Origin of the sequence: Ralstonia insidiosa, assembly GCF_008801405.1 — a bacterium.
Taxonomy (GTDB): domain Bacteria; phylum Pseudomonadota; class Gammaproteobacteria; order Burkholderiales; family Burkholderiaceae; genus Ralstonia; species Ralstonia insidiosa.
This window is the reverse complement of sequence record NZ_VZPV01000002.1, coordinates 467,949-491,986: the sequence shown is the minus strand read 5'-3', so window position 1 is coordinate 491,986 and position 24,038 is coordinate 467,949. Positions and strand designations below refer to the sequence as shown.

At 65.7% G+C, this 24,038-nt stretch carries 25 protein-coding genes and 1 riboswitch; of the genes, 14 read left to right on the top strand and 11 right to left on the bottom strand.

The window, feature by feature from the left end; all coding sequences use genetic code 11:
• Nucleotides 1-30 precede the first annotated feature (30 nt).
• Nucleotides 31-966: a GlxA family transcriptional regulator gene (locus F7R11_RS18980; protein WP_048933782.1), complete on the bottom strand. Its 936-nt coding sequence runs from the start codon at nucleotides 964-966 to the stop codon at nucleotides 31-33.
• Nucleotides 967-1,110: 144 nt separating this feature from the next.
• Between F7R11_RS18980 and F7R11_RS18975 the strand changes: the two genes are divergently transcribed.
• Nucleotides 1,111-1,797 (top strand): DJ-1/PfpI family protein, encoded by a 687-nt coding sequence (locus F7R11_RS18975; RefSeq protein WP_064808749.1) that lies wholly within the window; start codon nucleotides 1,111-1,113, stop codon nucleotides 1,795-1,797.
• Between the two features lie 86 nt (nucleotides 1,798-1,883).
• Nucleotides 1,884-2,693 (top strand): 5'-methylthioadenosine/adenosylhomocysteine nucleosidase, encoded by an 810-nt coding sequence (locus F7R11_RS18970; RefSeq protein WP_064808751.1) that lies wholly within the window; start codon nucleotides 1,884-1,886, stop codon nucleotides 2,691-2,693.
• A 10-nt stretch (nucleotides 2,694-2,703) separates the two neighbouring features.
• Here F7R11_RS18970 and F7R11_RS18965 read toward each other — a convergent pair whose 3' ends face one another.
• On the bottom strand, nucleotides 2,704-3,306 hold the full coding sequence (locus tag F7R11_RS18965) for a DJ-1/PfpI family protein (protein ID WP_064808753.1): 603 nt from the start codon (nucleotides 3,304-3,306) through the stop codon (nucleotides 2,704-2,706).
• 114 nt (nucleotides 3,307-3,420) lie between these two features.
• On the opposite strand from F7R11_RS18965, the gene F7R11_RS18960 reads away from it, so the two are divergent.
• Both F7R11_RS18960 and F7R11_RS18955 read left to right on the top strand, forming a co-directional pair.
• Nucleotides 3,421-4,758, top strand: a complete 1,338-nt coding sequence (locus F7R11_RS18960) for an aminotransferase-like domain-containing protein (RefSeq protein WP_064808755.1) — start codon at nucleotides 3,421-3,423, stop codon at nucleotides 4,756-4,758.
• 81 nt (nucleotides 4,759-4,839) lie between these two features.
• Nucleotides 4,840-5,691: a c-type cytochrome gene (locus tag F7R11_RS18955; protein ID WP_064808757.1), complete on the top strand. Its 852-nt coding sequence runs from the start codon at nucleotides 4,840-4,842 to the stop codon at nucleotides 5,689-5,691.
• Between the two features lie 4 nt (nucleotides 5,692-5,695).
• On the opposite strand, the gene F7R11_RS18950 is transcribed toward F7R11_RS18955, so the two are convergent.
• Nucleotides 5,696-6,643 carry a GlxA family transcriptional regulator gene (locus F7R11_RS18950; RefSeq protein ID WP_231973330.1) on the bottom strand — a complete coding sequence of 316 codons (948 nt, stop codon included), beginning with the start codon at nucleotides 6,641-6,643 and terminating at the stop codon, nucleotides 5,696-5,698.
• Between the two features lie 259 nt (nucleotides 6,644-6,902).
• On the opposite strand from F7R11_RS18950, the gene F7R11_RS18945 reads away from it, so the two are divergent.
• A complete protein-coding gene (locus F7R11_RS18945) occupies nucleotides 6,903-8,030 on the top strand; it encodes a DJ-1/PfpI family protein (RefSeq protein ID WP_231973332.1) in 1,128 nt (375 codons plus the stop codon).
• A 234-nt stretch (nucleotides 8,031-8,264) separates the two neighbouring features.
• A complete protein-coding gene (locus F7R11_RS18940; protein WP_064808764.1) occupies nucleotides 8,265-9,398 on the top strand; it encodes a helix-turn-helix transcriptional regulator in 1,134 nt (377 codons plus the stop codon).
• A 1-nt stretch (nucleotide 9,399) separates the two neighbouring features.
• Here F7R11_RS18940 and F7R11_RS18935 read toward each other — a convergent pair whose 3' ends face one another.
• The gene (locus tag F7R11_RS18935; protein WP_064808766.1) at nucleotides 9,400-9,909 is read right to left on the bottom strand and encodes a DUF1697 domain-containing protein; all 510 of its coding nucleotides are present in this window, start codon (nucleotides 9,907-9,909) and stop codon (nucleotides 9,400-9,402) included.
• 205 nt (nucleotides 9,910-10,114) lie between these two features.
• On the opposite strand from F7R11_RS18935, the gene F7R11_RS18930 reads away from it, so the two are divergent.
• Both F7R11_RS18930 and F7R11_RS18925 read left to right on the top strand, forming a co-directional pair.
• Complete coding sequence (locus F7R11_RS18930) at nucleotides 10,115-10,543, top strand: hypothetical protein (RefSeq protein WP_064808768.1); 429 nt, start codon at nucleotides 10,115-10,117, stop codon at nucleotides 10,541-10,543.
• A 175-nt stretch (nucleotides 10,544-10,718) separates the two neighbouring features.
• Nucleotides 10,719-12,098: an FAD-containing oxidoreductase gene (locus F7R11_RS18925; RefSeq protein WP_064808770.1), complete on the top strand. Its 1,380-nt coding sequence runs from the start codon at nucleotides 10,719-10,721 to the stop codon at nucleotides 12,096-12,098.
• Between the two features lie 18 nt (nucleotides 12,099-12,116).
• Here the strand turns inward: F7R11_RS18925 and F7R11_RS18920 are convergent, their stop codons facing one another.
• Nucleotides 12,117-12,827: an SDR family NAD(P)-dependent oxidoreductase gene (locus F7R11_RS18920; RefSeq protein ID WP_021193037.1), complete on the bottom strand. Its 711-nt coding sequence runs from the start codon at nucleotides 12,825-12,827 to the stop codon at nucleotides 12,117-12,119.
• Nucleotides 12,828-13,018: 191 nt separating this feature from the next.
• Here F7R11_RS18920 and F7R11_RS18915 point away from each other — a divergent pair, with 191 nt between their 5' ends.
• A complete protein-coding gene (locus F7R11_RS18915) occupies nucleotides 13,019-13,930 on the top strand; it encodes a LysR family transcriptional regulator (RefSeq protein ID WP_064808772.1) in 912 nt (303 codons plus the stop codon).
• 19 nt (nucleotides 13,931-13,949) lie between these two features.
• On the opposite strand, the gene F7R11_RS18910 is transcribed toward F7R11_RS18915, so the two are convergent.
• Nucleotides 13,950-14,414 (bottom strand): RidA family protein, encoded by a 465-nt coding sequence (locus tag F7R11_RS18910; RefSeq protein WP_064808774.1) that lies wholly within the window; start codon nucleotides 14,412-14,414, stop codon nucleotides 13,950-13,952.
• A 142-nt stretch (nucleotides 14,415-14,556) separates the two neighbouring features.
• Nucleotides 14,557-15,270, bottom strand: coding sequence for a cytochrome c biogenesis CcdA family protein (locus F7R11_RS18905; protein WP_064808776.1), 714 nt, complete (start codon nucleotides 15,268-15,270; stop codon nucleotides 14,557-14,559).
• 383 nt (nucleotides 15,271-15,653) lie between these two features.
• Here F7R11_RS18905 and F7R11_RS18900 point away from each other — a divergent pair, with 383 nt between their 5' ends.
• Both F7R11_RS18900 and F7R11_RS18895 read left to right on the top strand, forming a co-directional pair.
• Nucleotides 15,654-16,394: a response regulator gene (locus F7R11_RS18900; RefSeq protein ID WP_064808778.1), complete on the top strand. Its 741-nt coding sequence runs from the start codon at nucleotides 15,654-15,656 to the stop codon at nucleotides 16,392-16,394.
• Nucleotides 16,391-17,704 carry a sensor histidine kinase gene (locus F7R11_RS18895; RefSeq protein ID WP_064808780.1) on the top strand — a complete coding sequence of 438 codons (1,314 nt, stop codon included), beginning with the start codon at nucleotides 16,391-16,393 and terminating at the stop codon, nucleotides 17,702-17,704. The genes F7R11_RS18900 and F7R11_RS18895 overlap by 4 nt, the downstream gene beginning before the upstream one ends.
• Nucleotides 17,705-17,722: 18 nt before the next feature.
• Here F7R11_RS18895 and F7R11_RS18890 read toward each other — a convergent pair whose 3' ends face one another.
• Both F7R11_RS18890 and F7R11_RS18885 read right to left on the bottom strand, forming a co-directional pair.
• On the bottom strand, nucleotides 17,723-18,805 hold the full coding sequence (locus F7R11_RS18890; RefSeq protein WP_021193031.1) for a calcium:cation antiporter: 1,083 nt from the start codon (nucleotides 18,803-18,805) through the stop codon (nucleotides 17,723-17,725).
• Between the two features lie 223 nt (nucleotides 18,806-19,028).
• Nucleotides 19,029-19,871: a spherulation-specific family 4 protein gene (locus F7R11_RS18885; protein ID WP_064808782.1), complete on the bottom strand. Its 843-nt coding sequence runs from the start codon at nucleotides 19,869-19,871 to the stop codon at nucleotides 19,029-19,031.
• A 63-nt stretch (nucleotides 19,872-19,934) separates the two neighbouring features.
• A riboswitch (cyclic di-GMP riboswitch) is annotated at nucleotides 19,935-20,026 on the bottom strand.
• A gap of 268 nt (nucleotides 20,027-20,294) precedes the next feature.
• Between F7R11_RS18885 and F7R11_RS18880 the strand changes: the two genes are divergently transcribed.
• Both F7R11_RS18880 and F7R11_RS18875 read left to right on the top strand, forming a co-directional pair.
• Nucleotides 20,295-21,269 (top strand): D-2-hydroxyacid dehydrogenase family protein, encoded by a 975-nt coding sequence (locus F7R11_RS18880; protein WP_064808784.1) that lies wholly within the window; start codon nucleotides 20,295-20,297, stop codon nucleotides 21,267-21,269.
• A gap of 416 nt (nucleotides 21,270-21,685) precedes the next feature.
• The gene (locus F7R11_RS18875; RefSeq protein ID WP_064808786.1) at nucleotides 21,686-22,132 is read left to right on the top strand and encodes a GNAT family N-acetyltransferase; all 447 of its coding nucleotides are present in this window, start codon (nucleotides 21,686-21,688) and stop codon (nucleotides 22,130-22,132) included.
• Between the two features lie 15 nt (nucleotides 22,133-22,147).
• Here F7R11_RS18875 and F7R11_RS18870 read toward each other — a convergent pair whose 3' ends face one another.
• On the bottom strand, nucleotides 22,148-22,654 hold the full coding sequence (locus tag F7R11_RS18870) for a DUF2938 domain-containing protein (protein ID WP_064808788.1): 507 nt from the start codon (nucleotides 22,652-22,654) through the stop codon (nucleotides 22,148-22,150).
• A complete protein-coding gene (locus F7R11_RS18865) occupies nucleotides 22,647-23,513 on the bottom strand; it encodes a class I SAM-dependent methyltransferase (protein ID WP_064808790.1) in 867 nt (288 codons plus the stop codon). The genes F7R11_RS18870 and F7R11_RS18865 overlap by 8 nt, the downstream gene beginning before the upstream one ends.
• A 74-nt stretch (nucleotides 23,514-23,587) precedes the next feature.
• Between F7R11_RS18865 and F7R11_RS18860 the strand changes: the two genes are divergently transcribed.
• A complete protein-coding gene (locus F7R11_RS18860) occupies nucleotides 23,588-24,034 on the top strand; it encodes a helix-turn-helix domain-containing protein (protein ID WP_064808792.1) in 447 nt (148 codons plus the stop codon).
• Nucleotides 24,035-24,038 lie beyond the last annotated feature (4 nt).

Here is a 24,038-nt window from a genome sequence, read left to right as displayed (position 1 = left end):
ACGCCATATTTCTTCTCGCCTCAGACGGTGCTACCGCGCCCGCAACACCGACGGCGGCATGCCCAACAAACGCTGAAAGCTGCGGCGCATCCGTTCCGTATCGCCAAATCCGCATTCGTTCGCCACGCGCTGCATGGATGTGGCGCCGCTCTCCAGCGCGGCGCGGGCGGCCTCCACACGCAGCTTCTCGACAGCCTTGGCTGGGGTGAGGCCCGTCTCGGCCTGGAAGGCGCGTGCGAAGTGGCGCGGGCTCATGCAGGCGTGTTCGGCCAGGTCGCCCACGCGGTGGGGTGCGCCCAGGTTGCGGCGCACGTGGTCCAGCAGCGGTTTGAAGCGGCCGCGGGCGGAGTCCATTTCGTTGAGCGCCGAGAACTGCGATTGCCCGCCGGGGCGCCGGTAGTAGACGACCAACTGCCGTGCCACCGCGCGTGCCACGCGCTCGCCCAGGTCGTCAGCAATGACCGCGAGTGCGAGGTCGATACCGGCGCTGATGCCCGCGCTGGTCCAGAAGCGGCCGTCGTTCACGTAGATGTGGTCGGCCTCCAGTTGCACCTGCGGGAAGTCGCGCGCGAACTGCTCGCTGCGGCACCAGTGCGTGGTGGCGCGCCGGCCGTCCAGCAAGCCCGTGGACGCCAGCAGCAGGCTGCCTGAGCACACGCTGGCCACGCGTGCGCCACGTGCCGCGCAGCGCTGCACGAAACGGCGCGTGCGTGCATCCAGCATGGCGGCGTCCACGCCATCGCCGCCGGCCACGAGCAGGGTGTCGACCTGACTTGCGGGCGGCAGCGCCTCGGCGGCCCAGAGCGCGCCCGCCGAACTGCGTACCAGGCCGGGCTGTGCGGCCACGACCCGCAGGGCGTAGTGGTCATCCCGGTAGCGGCTGGCCACCTCGAATGCGGCCACCGGCCCGGCGGCGTCGAGCACCTGGAAGTCAGGAAACACAAGAACGGCAATGCGATGGGGCATGGCGGCGGGTGGGTCTCAGGTGTGTAGCAGGTGGGTGCGGATGGCAGGAAATGCGGGAAGCATGACATTGCTGCCAACACGATAGAGCGCGATGCTGTGAACCGTCAACCCAAGCGTTAACTCACCCAACAGGAGATTCGTGTCATGAGTGCTTCCCCCTTCATCGTTGTGTTTGCTCTGTTCGATCGCGTTACCCAGCTGGATTTCACCGGCCCCGACGAGGTGTTCTGGCGCCTGCCCGGCGCGCAGTGCGTGATGGCATCGGCGCGTGGCGGAGAGATCCGCGCAGATGGCGGCCTCACCATCACGAATGTGCAGCGTCTGGCTGACATTGAGCGCGCCGATCTCATCTGCATACCCGGCGGCTTTGGCGTGATCGAAGCCATGGCCGATGCCGACTTCGTGCGTGAAGTGCGCCGGCTGGCGGATGGCTCGCGCTATGTCACCTCGGTGTGTAGCGGCTCGCTCGTGCTGGGTGCGGCTGGTTTGTTGCAAGGCAAGCGTGCGGCCTGCCATTGGGCGTGGCGTGATCTGCTGCCGCCCTTCGGTGCCACTGTGGACGAGAGCCGCGTGGTGCGTGACGGCAACCTCATCACCGGCGGCGGCGTGACGGCGGGCATCGACATGGCGCTCACTGTCATGGCCGACATTGCCGGCGCCGAGTATGCGCAGTCAGTGCAACTCGGCATCGAGTACGCACCGGCGCCGCCGTTCGAGTGCGGACGCCCCGAGCTGGCCGCGCCGCAAGTCCTCACAGCTGTGAAGACGCGCCTGAATACCCTGCGCGCGGATCGCCACGCAGCGGTGCAGAAGGCAGCCCAACTGCTCTGAATGTGTAAGGTGTACGTGCCGATTGCGGCGACAATGGCGTCCTTTCCCGATGTCATTGCCGCCGCAATCGGCGCGCCGCACCGCACATGAACACACCGTCCCTGAACCTGAACGCCAACGGCCCCGGTGGCCCCAGTGGTCCCATTGGCATCGTGGCCGCGCTGCATGAAGAGATCAACGAGCTGCTGACGCTGCTGTCTGGCGCACGCGCCGTGCATGTCGGCAGCCGGGATTTCTGGACGGGCGAGCTGGATGGCCAGGCCGTGGTGGTGGTGCTGTCGCGCGTCGGCAAGGTGGCGGCAGCCTCCACCGCAACCATGCTGGTTGCACAGTTTGGTGTGCGGGCGGTGGTGTTTGCCGGCGTGGCCGGTGCGCTGGCACCCGGGGTGGCGGTGGGCGATGTGGTGGTGTCGTCCGAACTGCTGCAGCATGACGTCGATGCCTCGCCGCTGTTCCCGCGTTGGGAGATTCCGCTGACGGGCGTGGCGCGCTTTCAGGCCGATGCCGCGCTGGCCCAAGGGTTGCTCGAAAGCGCCCGTGCCGTGCTGGCCGATCCGCTCGGTTTGCTGGGGCAGCCGGTCATGGAGGCGTTCGGCATTGCCGCGCCGCAGGCATACGCCGGTCTCATCATCAGCGGGGACCGCTTTGTTTCCACCTCAGCCGAAAGCGCTGCGTTGCGGGCAGCCCTGCCCGACGCGCTGGCCGTTGAAATGGAAGGCGCCGCAGTGGCGCAGATCTGCCACGAGTGGGGCGTGCCGTTTGCCGCCATCCGCACGATTTCCGACCGCGCAGACGATGCGGCCAGCGTGGACTTTGCGCAATTCATTGCGGAGGTGGATTCGCGCTACAGCGTGGCAATCCTGCGCCAATGGCTGGTTGGGGTGGCGCGCCGCTAAGTTACACGGACTACCCGTGCAAGTACGGCACGAGGTTCTTCAGGGCGTTCTCCACATACGCTTCTTTCTCGCCCACGGGCGCCACATAGTGCAGCGCTGCAGTGGCGGCTTCCAGGCCTTCGGTGCGCGCAATGACCCACGCTGCCAGGTACGGTGAAGAAAAACACCCGCCTGCCGTCGCCACGTTGCCGCTTGCATAGAACGGCTGGTTCAACACTTCCACCCCCGCCTCCTGCACCCAGGGTTTGGTCGTCAAGTCCGTGCATGCCGGCACGTTGCCGACCAAGCCCAGCTTGGCAAGGACCAGCGTGCCCGAGCACTGCGCGCCAATCAGCTGACGCGCGGGGTCGAGCGCCAGGCGCGCCATCAACCCCGCATCGGCGACGACCTCACGCGTGCGCACGCCGCTGCCGACCAGGACGGCATCTGCCGTGCGCGCCTCTTCCAGCAGCGATTGCGCATGGACCGTCACACCGTTCATCGACGTGACCTGCGCCTGCGGACAGCACAGCGTCACGCGCCAGTCAGGCTTCTTGATGCGGTTGAGCACGCCCAGGGCGATGAGTGAGTCCAGCTCGTTGAATCCGTCAAAGGTAAGGATGGCGATGTGCATGGCAGTCCTGAATGTGCGGGCCAGGGCCCGATTGGGTGGGGTATGTGGGGCATGCTAGGGTGCGATGGCAATACAATCAAAAAATTGTCCTTAGTACATCCGGTACTCCCAGCAATGACGCAAGCCCGCTATCAGCCATTGGTCGATGCACTGGCCGCACAGATCCGTTCGGGGGATCTGCTGCCCGGCACGCGCCTGCCTACGCACCGCCGGCTGGCGGAACACCACGGCATTGCGCTGGTAACGGCCACGCGCGTGTATGCCGAACTCGAAGCAATGGGGCTGGTGAGCGGCGAGGTGGGCCGCGGCACCTTTGTGCGCGAAGCCGTGCTGCCGCGTGGCCTGGGGGTCGATCAGCAGGCCGTGGCGGCGGGGGTAGTGGATCTGAACTTCAACTACCCGTCGCTGCCGGGGCAGGCCCAACTGTTGAGCCGTGCGTTGCGGCAACTGGCGGCCCAGGGCGATCTTGAAGCGCTGTTGCGCTATGCCCCGCACGGCGGCCGGCCGCACGAGCGTGCTTGTGTTGCGCGGCACCTTGCACGCAAGGGCCTGACGCTCGAGCCGGACAACGTGCTGATCGTCGATGGTGCGCAGCACGGGCTGGCCGTGACGGTCATGGCGCTGCTGAAACCGGGCGATGTGGTGGCCGTGGACGCGTTGACCTACCCGGGCTTCAAGGTGCTGGCCGAGATGCTGCATCTGGAGCTGGCGCCGGTTCCCGCAGCGGGGCAGGGCATGGATCTGGATGCGCTGGAGCGCGTGTGCACGCGCCGCCGTGTTCGCGCCGTTTATGTCATGCCCACGCTGCACAATCCGCTCGGCTGGGTCAGCGGCATTGCCTGGCGGCGCCGGCTGGCCGCCATCGTGCGTCGACACGGGTTGATCGTGATTGAGGATGCCGCCTACGCCTTCCTTGCAGAGGATGCGCCTACGCCATTGGCAGCGCTTGCGCCGGAGGCGACGGTCTACGTATCGGGGCTGTCCAAGAGCGTGGCCACGGGCCTGCGCTTTGGTTTTGTTGCGGCACCGGCGGCCTGGGTGCACAAGCTCGAACGCGCGATTCGCGCCACCACCTGGAACACGCCCGCGGTCGTCACGGCCCTGGCGTGCGCGTGGCTGGACGACGGCACCGTGAACCGCCTGGAGGCTGAGAAGCGGCGCGATGCGGCTGAACGTCAGGCCATCGCCCGCAAGGCCCTGGCCGGGCTGACGCTCATCAGCCATCCGGCGTCGTATTTTGTCTGGCTGGTCTTGCCGCCGGAAGTGCGCGCAGACCATGTTGCGGCAGTTCTGCAGGCAGACGGCATTTCCGTCTCCACGGCAGAACCCTTTGCGACATCGAAGCAGGTGCCGCATGCCGTGCGCCTGGCGCTGGGTTCTGTGGCGCTTGACCGGTTGCAGGCCGTGCTGCACGTCGTCAGGCAGCGCATTGAGGAACAGATTGACCGATGAAAGTGCGCAACCCATGTCTGCCAGCTTGAATACACTCACACCCAACAACGACATCCGAAGGCTTGACCGATGGGAGAACACATGAAGCACTGGCTTGTGACACTGGCAGGATGGGTGATCTGCGCCTGCGCAACGCTGAGCGGCACGGCGTACGCGGCCGAGTTTGCTACGTTGACGGTTGCCGTTGGCGCGCAGCCGCGCATGTGGACGCGCGAAGCACTGCTGCACAACCCGCACCTGACCGACGTTACCGTGGAAGACCAAAACCTGAAGCGCCGCCTGACCTTCAAGGCCGTCCCCGTGACGGAATTCTTCAAGGGCCAGCCGACCAGCCCGGATGCCAGCGCCACCACTGTCGCCAGCGACGGCTACGTATCGCATCTGCCGATGCGCCTGCTGCTGGCTGATCGCCCCGACGGGCCGCGCGCCTGGCTCGCCGTGGAAGACCCGGACACCCCGTGGCCGACGCTCAAGGGTCAGGACATCGGGCCGTTCCGCCTGATCTGGACGGCGCCGCCGGCCAAGGCCTCCGTGGTGAATGAAAGCCTGTGGACGTACAACATCGTGCGCATTGACGTGGCCGCGCAGCCGCAGGAGCGCTTTGCGGCTATCCGGCCCGCAGCCGGGTTGCCTGCAGATGGCCCTGTCATGCGTGGCTTTGCCACCTTCCAGCGCGTCTGTTTCTCTTGTCACACGCTCAACCGCGCGGGCGATGCTCAGTTGGGCCCCGATCTGAACGTGCCCTACAGCCCGGTGGAGTATCTCGGAGACGAGAAGCTGCGCCACCTTATCCGCGATCCGCAGTCGCTACGCTGGTGGCCGAATGCGCGCATGTCGTCCATTGATGAGAAGACGCTGTCCGAGGCGCAGCTCAATGACCTACTGGCGTACTTCCACCACATGGCGCATCGCAAGGCAGCTGCCGCGCATTGAAGCGTTAGCCGCCGTGCCCGAACTGCGCCTGGTATTGCGACGGCGAGAGATCAAACCGGCGTCGGAACGCCTTGGCCAGATGCGCCTCCGAACCGAAGCCGGCATCGCGGGCGGCGCGCTTGACGGAGTCGCCTGCCTCCAGATGCGCGCGGGCGGCTTGCAGCCGCAGCGTTTCCAGAAAGGCGCGCGGTGTCATGCCGGTTTCCTTGGTGAAGCGGCGGTGGAAGGTGCGGGGCGCCTCACCGGCCGCCGCAGCCATCTGCTCCACGTCGATCGGTTCGCGCAGGCGCGAGCGCAGCCAGTCGACCAGCGCAGCGTACTGCCCAGATTGGGTTTCCAGTGCCAGCGAGTACTGCGACTGGTTGCCCATCCGCCGCACAGCTAGAATCAACTGCTTGGCCACCCGCGCCGCCACCCAGCGGCCGAGATCCTGCTCGACCATCGACAGGCACATGTCGATGCCCGCCGTGACACCGCCTGACGTCCACGCCTTACCGTCTTGCACGTAGAGCGCGTCGGGCTCGACCGCAACGTTCGCAAACACCTGCGCGAGCAACTGCGCGGATGCCCAGTGCGTGGTGGCGCGGTGCGCATCGAGCAGGCCCCAGTGCGCCAGCACGAACGCGCCGGTGCAGACCGACCCGAACCGCCTTGCCGAAACGCATACCTCGCGGGCCCACTGCGCCAGTGGTGCATCGGCACCCGTCGCCAGCAAGCCTTCGCGCTCGCCGCCGGCAACGATCAGGGTGTCGATGGTGGCGGGTGCCAGCGAGGCGATCGATTCCGTATCGATGGCAATGCCATTCGACGCTCGCACCAGCCCGCCCTGCGACGAGACCGGCATGACGCGGTAGGCCGGCTCCACGTTGAAGGCATTCGCCATGGCAAATACATCGGCTGGGCCTGCCACGTCCAGCATCTGCACTGCCGGGTAGGCAACCAGCGCGACCACGCGCGGGCCTGTCGGGCAGTGGCTTGTATCGGAACGAGGCGCAGTGGAAGCGCATGACATGGGGAGCACACTATTGGCAGAAATCGACAAATCATTGTCATTGCTGCCAATGGGGGCGTCAAGCTACGCTGGATTTCCCAAGACTGCATACACGCCTGACCATGAACCTCGCTCTTCTCTCAACGTTTGCTTGCCTGCTTGCCCGGGAGGGGCGTTGACCGTGCGGCGCGCTCTGCTAGTCGGCTGGAGTGTGTGCGTAATGGCTGTCGGCCTGGCCGGCTGTTTTGCGTTGCAGGTGCATCAGGACCCCGGTGGTGTGCCCGCTGCCGTGCAGCATGCAGACGCATCTGCCGCGCAGCCGGAGATTCCCGCCAACCATGCGCACCCGTTGCGCGCACGGCCGCTCGTGGCTGTGGTCGGGCATAACGCCAATACGGAGTTGACCGATTTCGTGGTCCCCTATGGCGTGCTCAAGCGTGCTGACGTGGCGGATGTGATCGCCCTCGGCACCCAGCCGGGGCCGATGCAGATGTTTCCCGCGTTTCGGCTGGAACCCGATGCCACCATCGACGCATTCGACGCGCGCTTTCCCGACGGAGCGGACTATGTGGTGGTGCCGGCCGTGCACGAGGATGACGATCCGCGTCTGCTGGCCTGGGTGCGCCAGCAGTGGGCCAAGGGCGCGACGGTCATCGGCGTATGTGACGGTGCATGGGTGCTCGCGCGTGCTGGCCTGCTGGCGGGCCGCCACGCGACTTCCCACTGGTATGCGCGCGATGCGCTTGCGAAGCAGTTTCCGCAGACGCAATGGGTGTCCGGTCGCCGCTACGTGGCCGATGGCCGTGTTGTGACGACGACGGGCGTAACCGCCTCGGTGCCCGTCACACTGGCGTTGATCCAGACGATTGGCGGGGCAGAGCGTGCCCACGCGGTGGCCGATGCCATCGGCGCGCCGGACTGGTCAGCCGAACACGCAAGTGCAGGCTTCAGGCTGAGCCCACGGCATCTGTACACGGCGGCCAGCAACATGCTGTCGCTGTGGCGGCGCGAAACGCTCGGTGCTGCCTTGCAACCCGGTGGTGATGACGTTGCCCTGGCGCTGGTGGCCGATGCACATGCCCGTACCTATTTCACGCGCGTGTTGGCAACGGCAGATACCTCGGGCGGTGTGCGCATGGGCAGCGGCTTGGTGTTTCTTCCCGACCGGGTGGGGGCGGCAGCGAATGCACTACCGCCGCTATCCAGCACGCCGCAGCTGCCTCGCGCAGTGGTCGCGCTGGATCGGGCACTGGAAGACATTGCACAACGCCACGGTGGCGATACCGCAGCGTTTGTCGCGCTTCAGATGGAATATCCGATGCCTCGTGGGATGCGGTCAGCGCGCTAGGCGGGGTGCATCGGGGCGGCATCCAAACCGTGAGCTGACCCGCAAACGTTTTCCAATGCGCACTGGTGATGCTGCCAGACGACACCTCCCCAAATTTGGGGATAGCCCGGACAAACGACTTCTGCCAAACATGACGGCATGACACCGAGCGTGCAGCGTAGGGTCGCGATTGCATAGAGCCCCGCCGCAGCGCTGGTGTGTGCAGCCGCTGTCACGAGGAAGGGGAGGATCAGCATGGCATCCGAGCGTTCGGCCGACAACGTCATTGCAGCGCTGTATTCCGCCGCAGTCGATCCGAAGGGGTGGAATACCGCGCTGGAAGCACTGCGGCACCTGGCCGATGCCCGCGCGGCAAACTGCTTCGTGCATGACGCGATCACGGAGCGCTTTCTCGAGTACCGCTTCGTCGGCTACAGCACCCAGTGGGCAGACGACTACGCGAAGCACTATCACAGCCTTGATCTTGCACGCGGGGTGCTGCTGCGCCAGCCGGCGGGAACGATGTACCCCATGCACCGCTATGTGCCGAACAGCGTCGTGGCACGTAGTGAGTACTACCAGGATTTCTACGTCCCGGAAGGGCTTCGATACTCATGCGGCGGCACGCTGTTCGACGGCAACCGGCGCTTGATCCTGGCGGTGCATCGCCCGGTGGGCCACCGGCCGTATGAACAGCACACCGTGCGTGAACTCCAGCGGGTGCTGCACCATCTGCCGCATGTGTTTCGCGTGAAGGACATGGCCATGCGCGGGCATGACAGTGCAACACTGTCGAGCGCGGCACTCGCTGCACTGCCACGCGGCGTGGTCATCGTGGACGCGGGCATGGGCATCCACTACGCCAACCCCGCCGCCGAGGCCCTGCTGCACCAGTCGACGGGTCTTCGGGTCAGCGCAAACCGCCTGGGCTGCACTGTTCCGGCGCTCGCACCGCTGCTGGTACGCCGGGTGAGGGCGGCATGTGATGCGATGCCGCAGGTCGATCCTGTTCCGCTGTACATGACGGACGAGAGCGGTCGGGTCTCCATCGAGATGCACGTCGTTCCCTTGCAGCCGCATCTTGCTGCCGACGTCATGCCGGCACAGCCGATGGCGATGGTTCTTTTGCGATGTCCCTTCTACCGGACGGAATGGCCGCGTTCTGCGCATCGCCCCTACGGTTTGACCCATGCAGAAATGGCAGCGCTGGCTGCCATGATCGAAGGCCTGACGCCCGGGGAGCACGCCGAGAGAAGCGGCATACGGATCAGCACCGTACGCAGCCAGATCAAGGCCATCTTGGCAAAGACCGGCTGCCGCCGGATCGCCGAGGTCGTCGCGCTGTTTGCCGCGGTCGACGTGCCTCACCCGGATCAGTCGGCTGCCTGAGCTACGCCGCCGCCCACGCCACCAGCGTGGCGATGGTGTTCATATTGCGCGCCGTCCCCGTCTTGGCAGCAGGAATCTTCAGCTTGGAATGCGCCATGCCATCGCCGTAGTGCACGTAGATCTCACGTGCGCCCAGGGCGACTTCTTCCGCTTGCCGGCCGCTCAGGGTTGCCAACGTATCGGCGGGCGGTGGCGCATCCAGAAAGATGGCGACCGTCCGATTGGCTGCCTGGGCTTTGAACGGATTGCCCTCCAGCACCGCTGCCAGTTCCGCACCCGTGCGCACGAGCACGCCCACGGGCTTGCCGGCGTATTCCTCCAGGCAGCGCTCCAGCTTGGCCTTGACCGACGCTTCCGACAGCCGGCTCTGAAAGACCACATTGCCGCTCGCAATGTAGGTGCGCACGTTGGTCAGGCCAATGGATTCGCACATCGCCCGCAGGTCGGCCATGGGCAGCTTGCCGGTACCGCCAACATTCACGGCCCGCAGGAAGGCGACATAAGTCGTCATGGGGGAGGTCTCTCCTGAGTCTGTCGGTCAACTTAGCGACGCGAGGGGCTTGCGTACATTTTGTTACTCGTGTGACGGGAATGTATAACCCGCCACGCTGCACGCCCGGTATTCTGCGCCGCGAATTGATTGACCCAGGAACGGCCCGCCAACGGGGGTGTGGCGCATCCTGCATTTGAGCATGTGCAAACAAGGAGAACCCAGCATGTGGAAGAAGATTGCCCCGACGTTGATTGTTGCCGCGCTCGCCGGTCTGACGGCTTTGCCGGCGGCGGCCGATGATTTGCGCAACGCACTTGGTGGCGCACTGGGCGGCGCGGGTGGTGCAGCCGTGGGTGGTGCAATCGGCGGCCAGACGGGTTCGGTGATTGGCGGTGCGATTGGCGGTGGCGCCGGCGGCGCTTTGACGGCCAACGGCCACGAGCGCAAGGGCGCGATTGTTGGCGGCGCACTGGGCGGTGGCGTGGGCGCTGCTGCGGGCAACGCCATGGGCGGCCGCACGGGCGGCATCGTCGGCGCGGGCCTCGGTGGCGGCGCGGGTGCGGCGCTGGGCGGCAACGTGCAGCGCAACTCATACTCCGACCACGACGATCGTGGCCGCCGTCGCCACGGCAAGCATCACCATCACCACTGATGGGATGTCCACCCGGGAGGCTTGCACTCCCGGGTGCCCAGATTTTCCTGCCTTCCATCCGCCGTTCTGGCTGGTGGCACCCCTTCCCAAGACATATCGCTGACGCCGGGTCGCCGTTGACGCCTGTGCGGTCTACCATACCGTGGCAATCGATGCCGCCACGCAGGAGACCGCCATGACGCAACGCTTCGACGCCATCATCATCGGTACCGGGCAAGCTGGCCCGGCGCTGGCCGCGCGGTTGTCCGGCGCCGGCATGCAGGTTGCCATCATCGAGCGCGGGCGGTTTGGCGGCACATGCGTCAACACCGGCTGCATTCCCACCAAGACACTGGTCGCCAGCGCATACGCCGCGCGCCTCGCGCAACGGGCTGCCGAGTACGGCGTGATGATCGATGGGCCGGTCAATGTCGACATGGCGCGTGTGAAGGCGCGCAAGGACGAAATTTCCGGGCGCTCCAGCCACGGCGTGGAGCAGTGGGTCCGCGGCCTGGAGCACTGCACCGTCTTCCAGGGGCATGCTCGCTTTGAGAGCGCGCAAACCGTGCGTGTCGGCAACGATCTGCTGGAGGCCGAGCGCATCTTCATCAACGTTGGCGGGCGCGCGCTGGTTCCCCCGATGCCGGGGTTGGATCAGGTGCCCTATCTCACCAACACCACCATGATGGACATGGACTTCCTGCCCGAGCACCTGATCGTGATCGGTGGCAGCTATGTGGGGCTGGAGTTCGGCCAGATGTATCGGCGCTTCGGGGCGCGCGTGACGATCGTGGAGAAAGGCCCGCGCCTGATCGCCCGTGAAGACGAAGACGTGTCGCAGGCGGTGCGTGAGATTCTGGAAGCGGAGGGCATCGACGTGCAGGTGGCCGCCAACTGCCTGAGCGTGCGCGGCGAAGCAGGCAACGTGGTGGTTGGGCTGGATTGCTCGGGCGGCGCGCGAGAAGTGTCGGGCTCGCATCTGCTGCTGGCCGTGGGGCGTGTACCCAATACCGATGATCTCGGCCTGGACAAGGCAGGCGTCCAAACCGATGCACGCGGATATATCTGCGTCGACGAGCAACTGCGCACCAACGTCTCCGGCATCTGGGCCCTGGGCGATTGCAACGGGCGCGGCGCGTTCACACATACGTCCTACAACGACTACGAGATCGTCGCGGCCAACCTGCTGGATGACGATCCGCGCAGGGTGTCGGACCGTATCCAGGCGTACGCCATGTACATCGACCCACCGCTTGGCCGCGTTGGCATGACGCTGACCGAGGCCAAGCATTCGGGCCGCAAGCTGCTGGTCGGCAACCGCCCCATGACGCGCGTCGGGCGTGCGGTGGAGAAGGGAGAAAGCCAAGGCTTCATGCGCGTGGTGGTGGATGCGCAGAGTCACGAAATTCTTGGCGCGGCGATCCTGGGCGTGACCGGCGACGAGGTCGTGCATGCATTGCTCGACGTGATGTACGCCAAGGCGCCGTACACCACCATCAGCCGTGCCATGCACATCCACCCGACCGTGTCGGAACTGGTGCCGACGCTGCTGCAGGAGATGCAGCCGGTGGTGTAGCACCGGCCGCAGGTGGGTTCAATGCCCTGCGCTCTGGCCGCCATCCACGTGCAGGATCTCGCCTGTCACAAAGGGGGCGGACTCCAGAAACTGTACAGCCTGCGCGATATCGCGCATCTCGCCCATGTGGCCAACCGGATGCAGCGCGCCAAGAAAGTCGTGCGTTTCCGGTGCGTGCATTGGCGACTTGATGACGCCTGGCGACACCGCATTCACGCGGATACCGCGCTTCGCATATTCAATGGCCAGCGATTTCGTCGCCGCGTTCAAACCGCCCTTGGTGAGCGAGGCGAGCACCGACGGTACACCGCTGATGGCATGGTCCGTCAGGGTGGTCGTGATGCTGACCACGTGGCCACCGCCGTTCTTCTCCATCTCGGCAATGGCGAGCTGCGTGATGTGGAAGAAACCGGTCAGGTTCACGCCAATGTTGGCTGCGTAGTCTTCCGCCGTATAGCTGGTGAAGGGCTTGGCCATGAAGATGCCGGCGTTGTTGACCAGCGTATCGATGCGGCCGAACTTCGCCACACCCTCGGCAATCACGCGGCGTGCCGTTGCCGGGTCGGCAATGTCACCGGCAACGGCCAGGATGCCAGCGTCATCCACCGGCTTGATGCTGCGCGCCGTTGCCACCACGCGGTAGCCGCGTTCGCGGTACGACTTGACCAGTTCTGCGCCGATGCCTTGTGATGCGCCGGTGATGACGGCGACTTTTTGAGTGGTGCTCATTTTGGAACCTCATGTTTGGTGGATGGCTGTGAAGCCGGTCGATCCGACGGGATCGATTGAGGTCCAATGTAGGCCGCACGCTTGTGCTGAAGAATGCCCATCGCGCACAAACACTTATGCGCAGCGGGAACAAATGCGATGCATCACATCCCGCACTATGATGGGGCCTTTGCATTGATGCGGTAGGCGCCATGACGCGACAGTTCGATGATCTCCAGCTCGGCAGCATCGAGCTGTTCTGCCTGGCGGCAGAGCTTGGCAGTTTTACGGCCGCCGCAGTCGCTGCAGGCGTGACACCGCCGGCGGTCAGCCGCACCGTGTTCCGGTTGGAGGAGCGATTGGGTGTGCGCCTGTTCGTGCGCACCACGCGGCAGATCCGGTTGACTGAAGAGGGCCGGATCTACTTCGAGCAGAGCCGCCGCGCATTGGCGCAATTGGTGGAAGCGGAACGGCAGATCAGCGGCCAGCGCGCAGCGCCCTCGGGCTTGCTGCGGATCAGCTTGCCGACGCCCTATGCGCACTATCGCGTGCTGCCCATCCTGCCCGCGTTCCGGGCGCAATACCCGGATGTCGAAGTCGACGTGCACATCAGCAACCGCAATGTCGATTTTGCAGATGACACGTATGACCTGTCCGTGCGCGGACGCGCACCGGATGACTCCAACCTCATCGCCCGCAAGCTGGAAGATGCCGAGATGGTGGTGGTGGCCGCGCCCGACTATCTACGCCGCGCCGGCACGCCACGCACGCCGGAAGACCTGCAGCAGCACGAATGCATTCAGTTTGACGTGCCCAGCAGTGGCCGTAAGCTGCCATGGGTGTTCCAGGTCAACGGTGAAGAGACGGATCTGCTGACGTCGGGCACCTATGGCACGTCGGAAGACGCGCTCGGCGGCGCCACGTTGGCGCGCGCCGGGGCAGGCTTGTTTCAGACGTACCGCTTTGTGGTCGAGCAGGATTTGCGCGACGGCACGCTGGTCGAGGTGTTGCAGGACTACGGCGGCAGTACGCGGCCGTTCGTCCTGCTATACCCGTCGGCCCGGCACGTGACGCGCCGGGTGCGGGTGTTCGTCGACTTCCTGGTGGAGAAGTGCTCCCCCTGAGTGGGCAGGGACAGGGCAATCAGGCGGGTTTGACCTGTGCGATCACGAGCAGGATGACGGCGGCGTTGGCCGGCTGCTGGAAGTGCGAGATCACCATGCGCGCATGCCCGGCCTTCTCGGCCAGCACATCCGCGAAGAAGTCCGATGCGCCATCCACCACCGCAGGCTGCTGCAGCCAGCCGGGTGCACTGGTGACATGTCCCTCGACACGGACAATGTGGTCCAACCGCTCGAAGCTACCCAGATGCGCGTGGATTTGCGCGAGCACGTTGAGCGCAGCAAGTTCTGCGGCACGCTGGCCATCTTCCAGGGTCAGGTCCTTGCCGACCTGGCCTTGCCAGACCACCTTGCCGTTGGCCAGCGGCAACTGCCCTGACACGAACAGTAGATCACCCGCCTGACTGACAGCGGCATAGCTGCCCAGCGGCTGCGGGGGAGGGGGCAGCACGAGGCCGCGTGCGGCAAGGCGTTCTTCGATGGTCATGGCGGCTCCGGGTTTCAAGCGGTTGTGAGCATGGAACCGACTCTAGGCGCGGCCGCCGCCCGGATGAAGGTACGGGCGGGAACAGGACTCAATACATCAAGGAACAAATCCCCCGGCGGCCGTTTCGGGCGCGACGCATGCTTCACACCCCCAGGTGAATCGACGGAAGCACCGTACTCAACCGCGCCACCACCAGCGTGTCGACCTGGAAGAGCATCGCCACGGCGGTAACAACGACGGCAGCGCCAAACACTTGCTGCAGGCGCTGCGCATACCGTGACACCTTGCGGACCTGCGCGGTGACATAGCGGCCGCCATAGGCGATGACGAGCAACGGAATGGCGGCGCCTGCGGAGAACAGCGCCAGCAGCACCCCGGCGCGGCCCAGGTCCTGTGCCTTGGCCACCAGCGCCAGAATGGCGGCCAGCGTGGGGCCGGCGCATGGTGTCCAGACCACGCCCAGCGTCATGCCCAGCACGAACCCGCCCGCCAGGCCCGTGCCCGTGCCAGATGTGATACCTGCGGCCACCCCCGCAAAGCGATCGATGATGCCGCCCAGTGGTGCCAGAAGCCGCTCGAATGCGCTGGGCCACAGGCGGGCCAGCCCTGACAGCAGCAGAATCAAAATGGCCACGGTGCGCACGGCGTCCTGCGCCCAGGCCAGCGAGCTGGAGAGCGCGCCAAATGCCACGCCCAGCGCAGAAAACGCGAGCACGAAGCCCAATGCAATCGCCACGGGGCGCAGCGCGCTGGACTCGTCGCTGGACGCATTCAGCACCATGGGCAGCACCGGCAGCACGCACGGTGATGCAATCGTCAATACGCCGGCCAGTGCGGCAAGAATGAGGTCAATCATCGGGCGTCTCCTGGTTGATCCGATGACTGCATTGCATGCCCCGCACGTATCGCCGCTGTTTCCGCAGGCCTGCGCAAGTGCAATGTTTCTTGTTCAAGAGCCCGCCAGATACAGAGCGATACAAAAGGCCCCCACATGGTCCCCCAGCCGCCGCACAATGCGTCCATCGCATGCCGTCGGTGTTACGGTGCGACTGCTGAAAGGATGCGTGCCATGAGGGGTCTGCTGCTGCTTGCCACCATGATGTTTTCTGCGTTGACCTGTGAACTGGGCGGTGCGGGCGTGTGCCGCTGGGCGGCGCCCGGGCCGGCCAGTACGTCTGACCGGCGCCGGCATGCCACCCCCCTTCCTACGCCACGTTCTACCCCCATCGAGCGCAAACCATGAGCCAGCCCGATCACATCCTCATCGTTGATGACGACCGCGAGATCCGCGAGCTGGTGGGCACCTACCTGGAACGCAACGAGATGCGCGTGACGCTGGCGGCCAATGGGCGCGAGATGCGCGCCGCGCTCGACAAGGGCTCGGTCGACCTCATCGTGCTCGACCTCATGCTGCCCGGTGAAGATGGCCTGGCGTTGTGCCGTGACCTGCGTGCCGGCCCGCGCAAGAACCTGCCGATCCTCATGCTGACCGCCCGCAACGAAGAGGCCGACCGCATTCTCGGCCTGGAAATGGGCGCCGACGACTACCTCGTGAAGCCGTTTGCCGCGCGTGAACTGTTGGCCCGCGTGCGTTCCGTGCTGCGCCGCACGCGCATGTTGCCGCCCAACCTGCAGATCACCGAGGCGGCTACGCTGCTGGCCTTTGGCGACTGGCGGCTCGATACCACGACGCGGCACCTGCTGGATGCCCAGGACGTGGTCGTTGCCCTGAGCGGCGCGGAGTACAAGCTGCTGCGCGTGTTTCTCGACCACCCGCAGCGCGTGCTCAGCCGTGACCAACTGCTCAACCTCACGCAAGGCCGTGACGCCGAGCTGTTCGAGCGCTCCATCGACCTGATGGTGAGCCGCCTGCGGCAACGCCTGGGCGACGACGCGCGCGAGCCCAAGTACATCAAGACCGTGCGCAATGGCGGATACGTGTTTGCCTCGACGGTGGAGATTCGCGAGGAGCGCGCATGACGGCTTTGCGTACCCTACGTCTATGGCCCCGCACCTTGTTTGCGCGCCTGATGGTCATCCTGCTGGTGGGGTTGGCTCTGGCGCAGGGGCTGGCCTTCAGCCTTGTGCTGCACGAGCGCGCCGATGCGGCAGACCGGCTGATGCTCGGCAACCTGGAAACCGACGTGGCCAGCTCCGTCGCCATGCTCGACATGCTGCCCGCGGCCAAGCGCGCGCTTTGGGCTGACCGCTTGAGCCGGCGCACCTATCGCTACGAACTCGACGCCGGCATCCGCAGCGACACGCCGCCGCGCGATGCCCTGTCCCGCGAGGCGGCGGCCACCATCGGTCGCGCGCTGGAGGGGCGGTACAACGTCACCGCCAACGCGGTGCCCGGTGGCGGCAATCAGTACCAGGTGCACCTGACACTCAGCGACGGCAGCCCACTCACCATCGACGTGCATCCGAATCCCATGGGGCTGTCGACCTGGCTGCCGGTGCTGCTGGTTGTGCAGCTTGTGTTGCTGGGCGGATGCGCGTGGCTGGCCGTGCGCCTGGTCACCCGCCCGCTCAAGCAGTTGGCCACCGCCGCAGAAAGCCTCGGTCCCGATCTCAAGAGCGAGGTGATTCCCGAACACGGCCCTGTGGAGGTAGCGCACGCAGCGGCGGCCTTCAACGCCATGCAGCAGCGCATTGCTGGCTATCTGGCCGAGCGCGTGCAGATCCTGGCGGCGATCTCGCATGACCTGCAGACGCCCATCACCCGCATGCGCCTGCGGCTGGATCTGATGGACCCTTCTGAAACGCAGGAGCGACTGGTGCAGGATCTGCGCGCGATGGAGCATCTCGTGCGCGAAGGCGTGACCTACGCCCGCACGCTGCACGGCAGTGCCGAAGCCCCCGCCCGTGTGGACATCGACGCGTTGCTCGACAGCCTGAGCTACGACTACCGGGACGGCGGCACACCCATCATGGTGGAAGGCAAGGTCGGGGCGCCCGTTGAAACCCGGCCGCAGGCGCTGCGGCGCATCCTGACCAACCTGATCGACAACGCCATCAAGTTTGGCGGTGATGCGGAGGTGACGGTGTCGCGCGAGTCCGGCAGCCTCGCCATTGCCGTGCTGGACCGGGGCCCAGGCATTCCCGAGGCGGAACTGGAGCGGGTAATGCGGCCGTTCTACCGGCTGGAGACGTCACGCAACCGGGGGACGGGCGGTACGGGTCTGGGCTTGGCGATTGCGCAGCAGTTGGCGCAGGCCATGGGTGGACGTCTGGCGCTGGCCAACCGTCAAGGGGGCGGGCTGCAGGCAACGCTGACGTTGCCTGCGTGAGTGATGATCGTGCCGCCGTCAGGGCACGATCGAGAGGAACAGGTAGGCCGCAAAGATTGCGAGGTGAACCACGCCCTGCAGGATCGTCGTGCGGCCCTTGCCCAGCGTGAGCGCTGACACGATCAGGGTCAGGAACAGCAAGACCATCTCTTTCGGCCCCAGGCCCAGTTCCAGCGGCCGGCCAATCCAGATGAACACGGCGGCCACCGTGGGGATGGTCAGCCCGATACTGGCCAGTGCCGAGCCCAGCGCGAGGTTCAGGCTGGTCTGGATGCGGTCGGCGTTGGCGGCGCGTGCGGCAGCCAGCCCTTCGGGCAGCAGCACCAGCGCGGCAATGACGATCCCCACCGTTGCCGCCGGTGCGCCCGCGTTCAGAATGGCCGCTTCCACGAAGGGGGACAGCACCTTGGCCAAGCCCACCACCGCCACCAGGGACACCATCAGCAGTACGGCGCTGGCTACGGCCACACGGGTCGGCGGGGGTGGGGCGTGCACGTCTTCGTCTGAGCTGTCGACCAGGAAGTAATCGCGGTGGCGGATGGTCTGCACGATCACGAAGCAGCCGTACAGCACCAGCGATGTCACACCGGCAAAGCCGAGCTGCGAAGAGGTCAGGACCGGGCCGGGTGTGGAGCTGGTGTAGTTGGGCAGCACCATGGTCAACGTGACCAGCGCGGCCAGCACGGCCAGCGCGGCGTTGGCGCCCGGTGCCTGGAATGCTTGCTCGCGGTGCCGCAGGCCGCCTACGAACAGGCACAGGCCGACGATGCCGTTGCAGATGATCATGACCGCCGCGAATACCGTATCGCGCGCCAGTCCGGCTTTCTCGGGCCCGGATGACAACATGACCGACACGATCAGCGCCACCTCGATCACGGTCACGGCAATGGCCAGCACCAGGGTGCCGAACGGTTCGCCCACCTTGTGCGCGACTACTTCGGCATGGTGCACGGCGGCAAAGACGGCACCGGCCAGTGCCAGTGCCATCAGCGCGATCAACCAGCCGGGGGGTGTCATGAGCGTGCCAACCACCAGCACCACCCACGCGAGTATCGGGGCGGCGATGGTCCAATGCGGCAGCTTGTTGGAGGTGACGGCCATGGAGGGTTCCTTGTTGTTGTCTCAACGCCAGTGGGCGGCGAAGGGCGCGGATTCGGGGTGCCCCAAATATATAGCATGCGCCGCTACCGACCGGTCATCGCCTGTCACTGTCTGTGACGGCACGGCGCCGCCTTCTCCCGCGCGCTGGCCGTCAGGGCGCGCGCCGTGGGGTGGTCAGCCCTGACGCGCCAGCACAACTGCCGGGCGCGTCAACCTGCCAGGATCACTTTGCAGCGGCCGCAGCCGAGACTTCCTGGCTCCAGTAGCTTGGTAGTGCGCCATACGGGTTCGGTAGCGTCTTGGACGTGAAATACACGCTGCCTACATCCTTGGCAGACGCGCCGCGCATGAAGGTCTGCATTTGCGTGGCCGATGCGGCGTACACGATATGCGCGAAGCGGCTGGCCGGGTAGTTGGCCTGCCAGGCCAGCGGCGCGTACTTGGTGTAGTGGTGCGCGCTGTCTTCAAACGTGACGATATGGTCCGCCACCGGCAGGCTGGCGTAGATTTCCGGCACGTTGGTGCCCGGGTTGCCAATGACCGTGTATGCGGGTGACAGGCCCTTGATGTAGTTGTAGACCGATTGGTAGAACTGCACGTGTGCGGTCACGCTGTCGGCAGTCATCTCGTCGATGAAGAAGCCGTCAACCTGGTACAGCGCCAGGTAGGTGTGGATGTCCTGCACCACGGCCGACAACGCCCGCTTTGCATAGGAAGTCGACACGTAGCCGATCACCTTGCCGCCCGCGGCGTGCACCTTTGCTACGGCGGCAACGTAATTCGGGTCTTGCGTGGTGTCCGGGCCGCTATTGGGATTGAGGATGACGGTGGTCGGTACCGACCGCGCCGTGTTGGCGAGCGTGTTCCACTGCGTTGCGCCGCTGCCGGATGGGTAGATGTAGGCCGGTACCAGCAGGCCCTCTGCCCTGGCGTGCGATGCGCCTGCCAGTGCGCATGCCGCAAAGGCAACGGCTGACCCGAAGATCCGCGCCGAACGTGCTACCAAACGCGCCACGATACGCGTGGCGAATGCGGGCGTGCGCCCCCCCGTGACTGTCTTTTTCATTGTGTGCCTCCTAACGGCGCAGAAATCTGCGTCCGTCAATTGGCCCGCCGCCATTGCGGGTCGGCGGGCAACTGGCTGACTTCCTGGCGGTTCACCGTCTGGAAGTCCCTATAGCTTTGCGTCGCCGGATCACTCCGGTTTTGCCAAAGTTCTGGGCGCTCGCCCATTGGCTGAAAACTCTACCGGGGCGCCGTGCCGCCGGCAAATACAGATTGCGCAAATGCGCTGGGATTGCCGGAGAGCGTTGTCGGAAACCGACGCAGCGCGCGCTTACGCGAAACAGAGCATTGACGCCGTGCGTGGATTCATAGATTTCGTGCATCAACCGGCGCCTCGAATTCATTTCACAGCGGGGGAGGCGCGGCGCAAGATTCCCGCGAACGTTTTCCGTTGCCCGCTTTTGCCACGTCTCCCGCGCCCGCCATGCACATCACCATCCTCGACGACTGGTTCGACACCCTCCGCCGGCTGCCTTGCTATGCCCTGCTAGAAGGTCACGAGGTGACCGTCTGGACCGATCATGTGGAGGACACCGATGTGCTTGCACAACGGTTGGCCGACACCGACGCCCTGGTCCTGATTCGCGAGCGCACGACCATCCGCCGTGAGTTGATTGCGCGCTTGCCCAGGCTCTGCCTCATCAGCCAGCGCAGCGTCTACCCGCATATCGATATCCATGCCTGTACCGAGCATGGTGTGCTCGTCTGCTCCGACCTGCATGCCGGCACGCCGTCGTACGCCGCAGCCGAGCTGACCTGGGCGCTGGTGCTGGCCGCCATGCGGCAGTTGCCGCAGCAGGTGGAGTCGATGCGGCAGGGGCGCTGGCAGTGTGGTGTCGGTCATACCTTGCGTGGCAAGACGTTCGGCATTTTTGGCTATGGGCGCATTGGCCGGGAGGTGGCAGGGTATGCGCGCGCCTTCGGGATGCGCGTGCTGGTCTGGGCGCGCCCGGAATCGTTGGAGCGTGCGCGTCAGGATGGCTACGAGACGGCTGCCTCGAAGGCGGAGTTCTTCTCGACCTGTGACGTTGTCTCGCTGCACATGCGGCTGGTGGATGCCACCCGCAGTATCGTGACCGCCGCGGATCTGGCAGCCATGAAGCGCGGGTCTCTGCTGGTCAATACCAGCCGTGCCGGTCTGATTGAACCCAACGCCCTGGTGCCTGCACTGCAAGCGGGACACCCGGGCATGGCGGCGCTCGATGTCTTCGAGCAGGAGCCGCTGACCGACACCACGCATCCGCTGCTGACAATGCCCAACGTCGTGTGCACACCGCACATCGGCTATGTCACCTACGAAGAGTGGGACTTGCAGTTCACCGACGTCTTCCGGCAGATCCTCGCGTACGAGGCCGGCGCCCCGGTGAACATGATCAATCCGCAGGTGCTGACGCGCTAACGTGCGGGCGCAATACGGGTCATGACGGGCAGGTCAAGGGGGGCTCGATGCATGGTGGACGTTCCAGCTGCGTGATGTTGTTGCTGCAATGCTATCCAGATGACGGACGGGATTGCCCTGATTGCCTGGGGCCGCGTTCCCGGAGCCCGCCTGCCAAGCCAATAAGAACGCGTTTGCGTGATGCCTGCGCGCAATCCGGCTGATGCGCCGGGACCGATCGATGTCCGTAGACGGCGCACGGGTTTCTTTTTTCCTGCCGGGTCTGGATGCTAGTCTGGACGCGCACCTATTCGACGGTGGCCTCATACCCCAGAAGGCTTGAAGAAGGGCGCGGCAAAACAGTTTGCCGCATGACGATAGAAGCGCGCCGCAGGTAGTGCATTGCCGGCGAGCGCGCTCCCGGAGACCACGTCCACATGCAGACCGACGACATTCATCTGCGCCAGGCTTCGCTCGACGATTGGAGCGATGTCGCTGCGCTCCTCAGGCGCTGCGGGCTGCCCGCAGAAGACACCCAGGGCAGCATCGACGCCTTTCACGTGGCCCTGGACAAGGGCCGCATCATCGGCTGCGTGGCGGGAGAGCAAGGCGGCCGCGCCATCGTGGTCCGCTCGGCGGCGGTCGACCCCATCTACCGGGACCGCGGTATCGCCAGCCGGCTGATCGAGACGCTGCTGCTACGCGCACGCGGTACCGGCGCACGTGAGGCGTATCTCTTGTCGACGACCGCGCCGTCTTACTTCGCACGCTGGGGTTTCTCGCTGTTTCCGGCGGAAAAGGTGCCGGCAGAAGTGCGCGCGTCGATGGTCTTTCGCAGCGCGGAACGCACTTCGGCGTTGTGCATGCGGTGTGACTTGCGATAGCGCGGGATCGGGTGGTTAGCAGACACGCATCGCCACGCTGATCACCAACGCCGTCGCATACAACCCCAGACCGAACACCGTGTGCGTCACCAAGCTGTGCAGCCGCGCCGCCGCCGGGCGTGGCGTGCGGCTGGCGGCAATGCCGGCACCCATGGCAGGCTGCATCACGAAGAAGGGCGCCGCCACGCTGCCGATACCGACGATGAGCGCAGGGCCGATCGTTGGATGACACACCCAGTCGAGCCCCCAACCCGCCAGCAGCACGCCCGCGAAGGCGATGCCGATGATGTAGTGCGCCGTCCAGCCGATCACGTGTTCGCCCGCGATGGGTGCTGAACCGCTGATGGGATGGTGTCGGACGCGCCCCTGGAGCAGATGGCCAAGCCAACGCCCGACCAGGCGATAGTCCAACGGCGGCACACCAAGCATCCGTTGCCGGATGATGGCCCAGATGTCCATGACGACCGTGGCTCCGGTGCCGATCAGCAGCGCGCAGAGCAGTGTGCGTGTGGTTTCAGTCATGTGCCGCCTCCACTCGCGTGGCGCGCGCACGGGCGATCCAGCACGCAGCAGTGAAGCGGACTTCTGTGCCGTGCACATAAGGCTCGAACGCCGTGCGCATTGCATCGATGACACGCGTACGCGTCTGCGAGTCGGCCTCTTGCAGTTCCAGCCCGACAGGGCCGAGCCGGCTGAGGTAAGGCACCAGTTCTCGCTCGGGCAGGGTGCATGCAACGTCGACAGGCTGGATGTCGATATCGGTCCAGCCGCTGGCGGCCAGGGTGCAGGTCACCCGGCTGCGGTCCGCAAAGGCGAACTGCCCAGGTGCGCCGGGTTTGCGCGGTGGCAGGTTTGGCAGCAGTGGCGCTGCCGCACGTTCTGCCGCGGTCATGAACGGGTTGTCGGCGGGGCCGCGCCACGCAATGAAACAGAGCGCTGCGCCATCGCGTGCGGCACCCCGCAGGTTGGTGAAGGCCGCGACCGGATCGTCGAAGAACATCACGCCCAGGCGCGAGACGATCATGTCGAAGGCGGCAGGTTGGAAGGCATAGGTCTGTGCGTCGGCACAGACGAAGCGCGCGGGTGTCGGTTCGCGTTGGGCGCGCTCGCGGGCGGTCTGCAGCATGGGCGCTGAGATGTCGATACCGAGGCAGCTACCGTTGGCACCAAGCTGGCGCGCAATGGCGAGCGTCGTGCTGCCGGTGCCGCAGCCGACATCGAGCACGTGCTGCGCCCGCTGGGTGCTCACCGCTTCAACAAGCTGGTCTTCAAGCGGCTGGAACATCTGGTCGAGCGCCGTCTGGCTGGCAACCCAGGCGTGTCCGGCGTGGCCGTTCCAGAGGGCGGCCTGGTTGACGTCGGTTGGGGGCATGGTCTTCATGATGGGTGTCCTGTGCGCGCACTCCAGGCGCGAGGACTACACTGTGCAAGTTCAAGTCAACTTGAGGTCAAGCGGTGAGCACACTGGACATTGCCGAGGTGACGCAGCACGCGGGTGTGCCCGCATCAACGCTGCGGTATTACGAAGAAAAAGGGCTGATTGTCTCGACCGGCCGACGCGGGTTGCGACGCCAGTTCCACGCCGATGTACTGGAACGCCTGGCACTGATTGCGCTGGGGCGTGCGGCGGGCTTCTCGCTCGACGAGATCGCCCACATGTTCGCGCCCGGCGGGCAGTTGGAGGTCGACCGGCCGATGCTGGCCGCCAAGGCCGACGAGCTGGACCGGACGATCCGCCGGCTCACTGCCATGCGCGACGGCTTGCGGCACGCGGCGGTCTGCCCCGCGCCAAGCCACATGGAGTGCCCGACGTTTCAGCGGATCGTGCGGGCGGCCACGTCGGGCGCAATCGCACTGACCGCAACCCCGGGGCCGCTTACCCGGCGCCAACGGGCGCGCTAGCGGC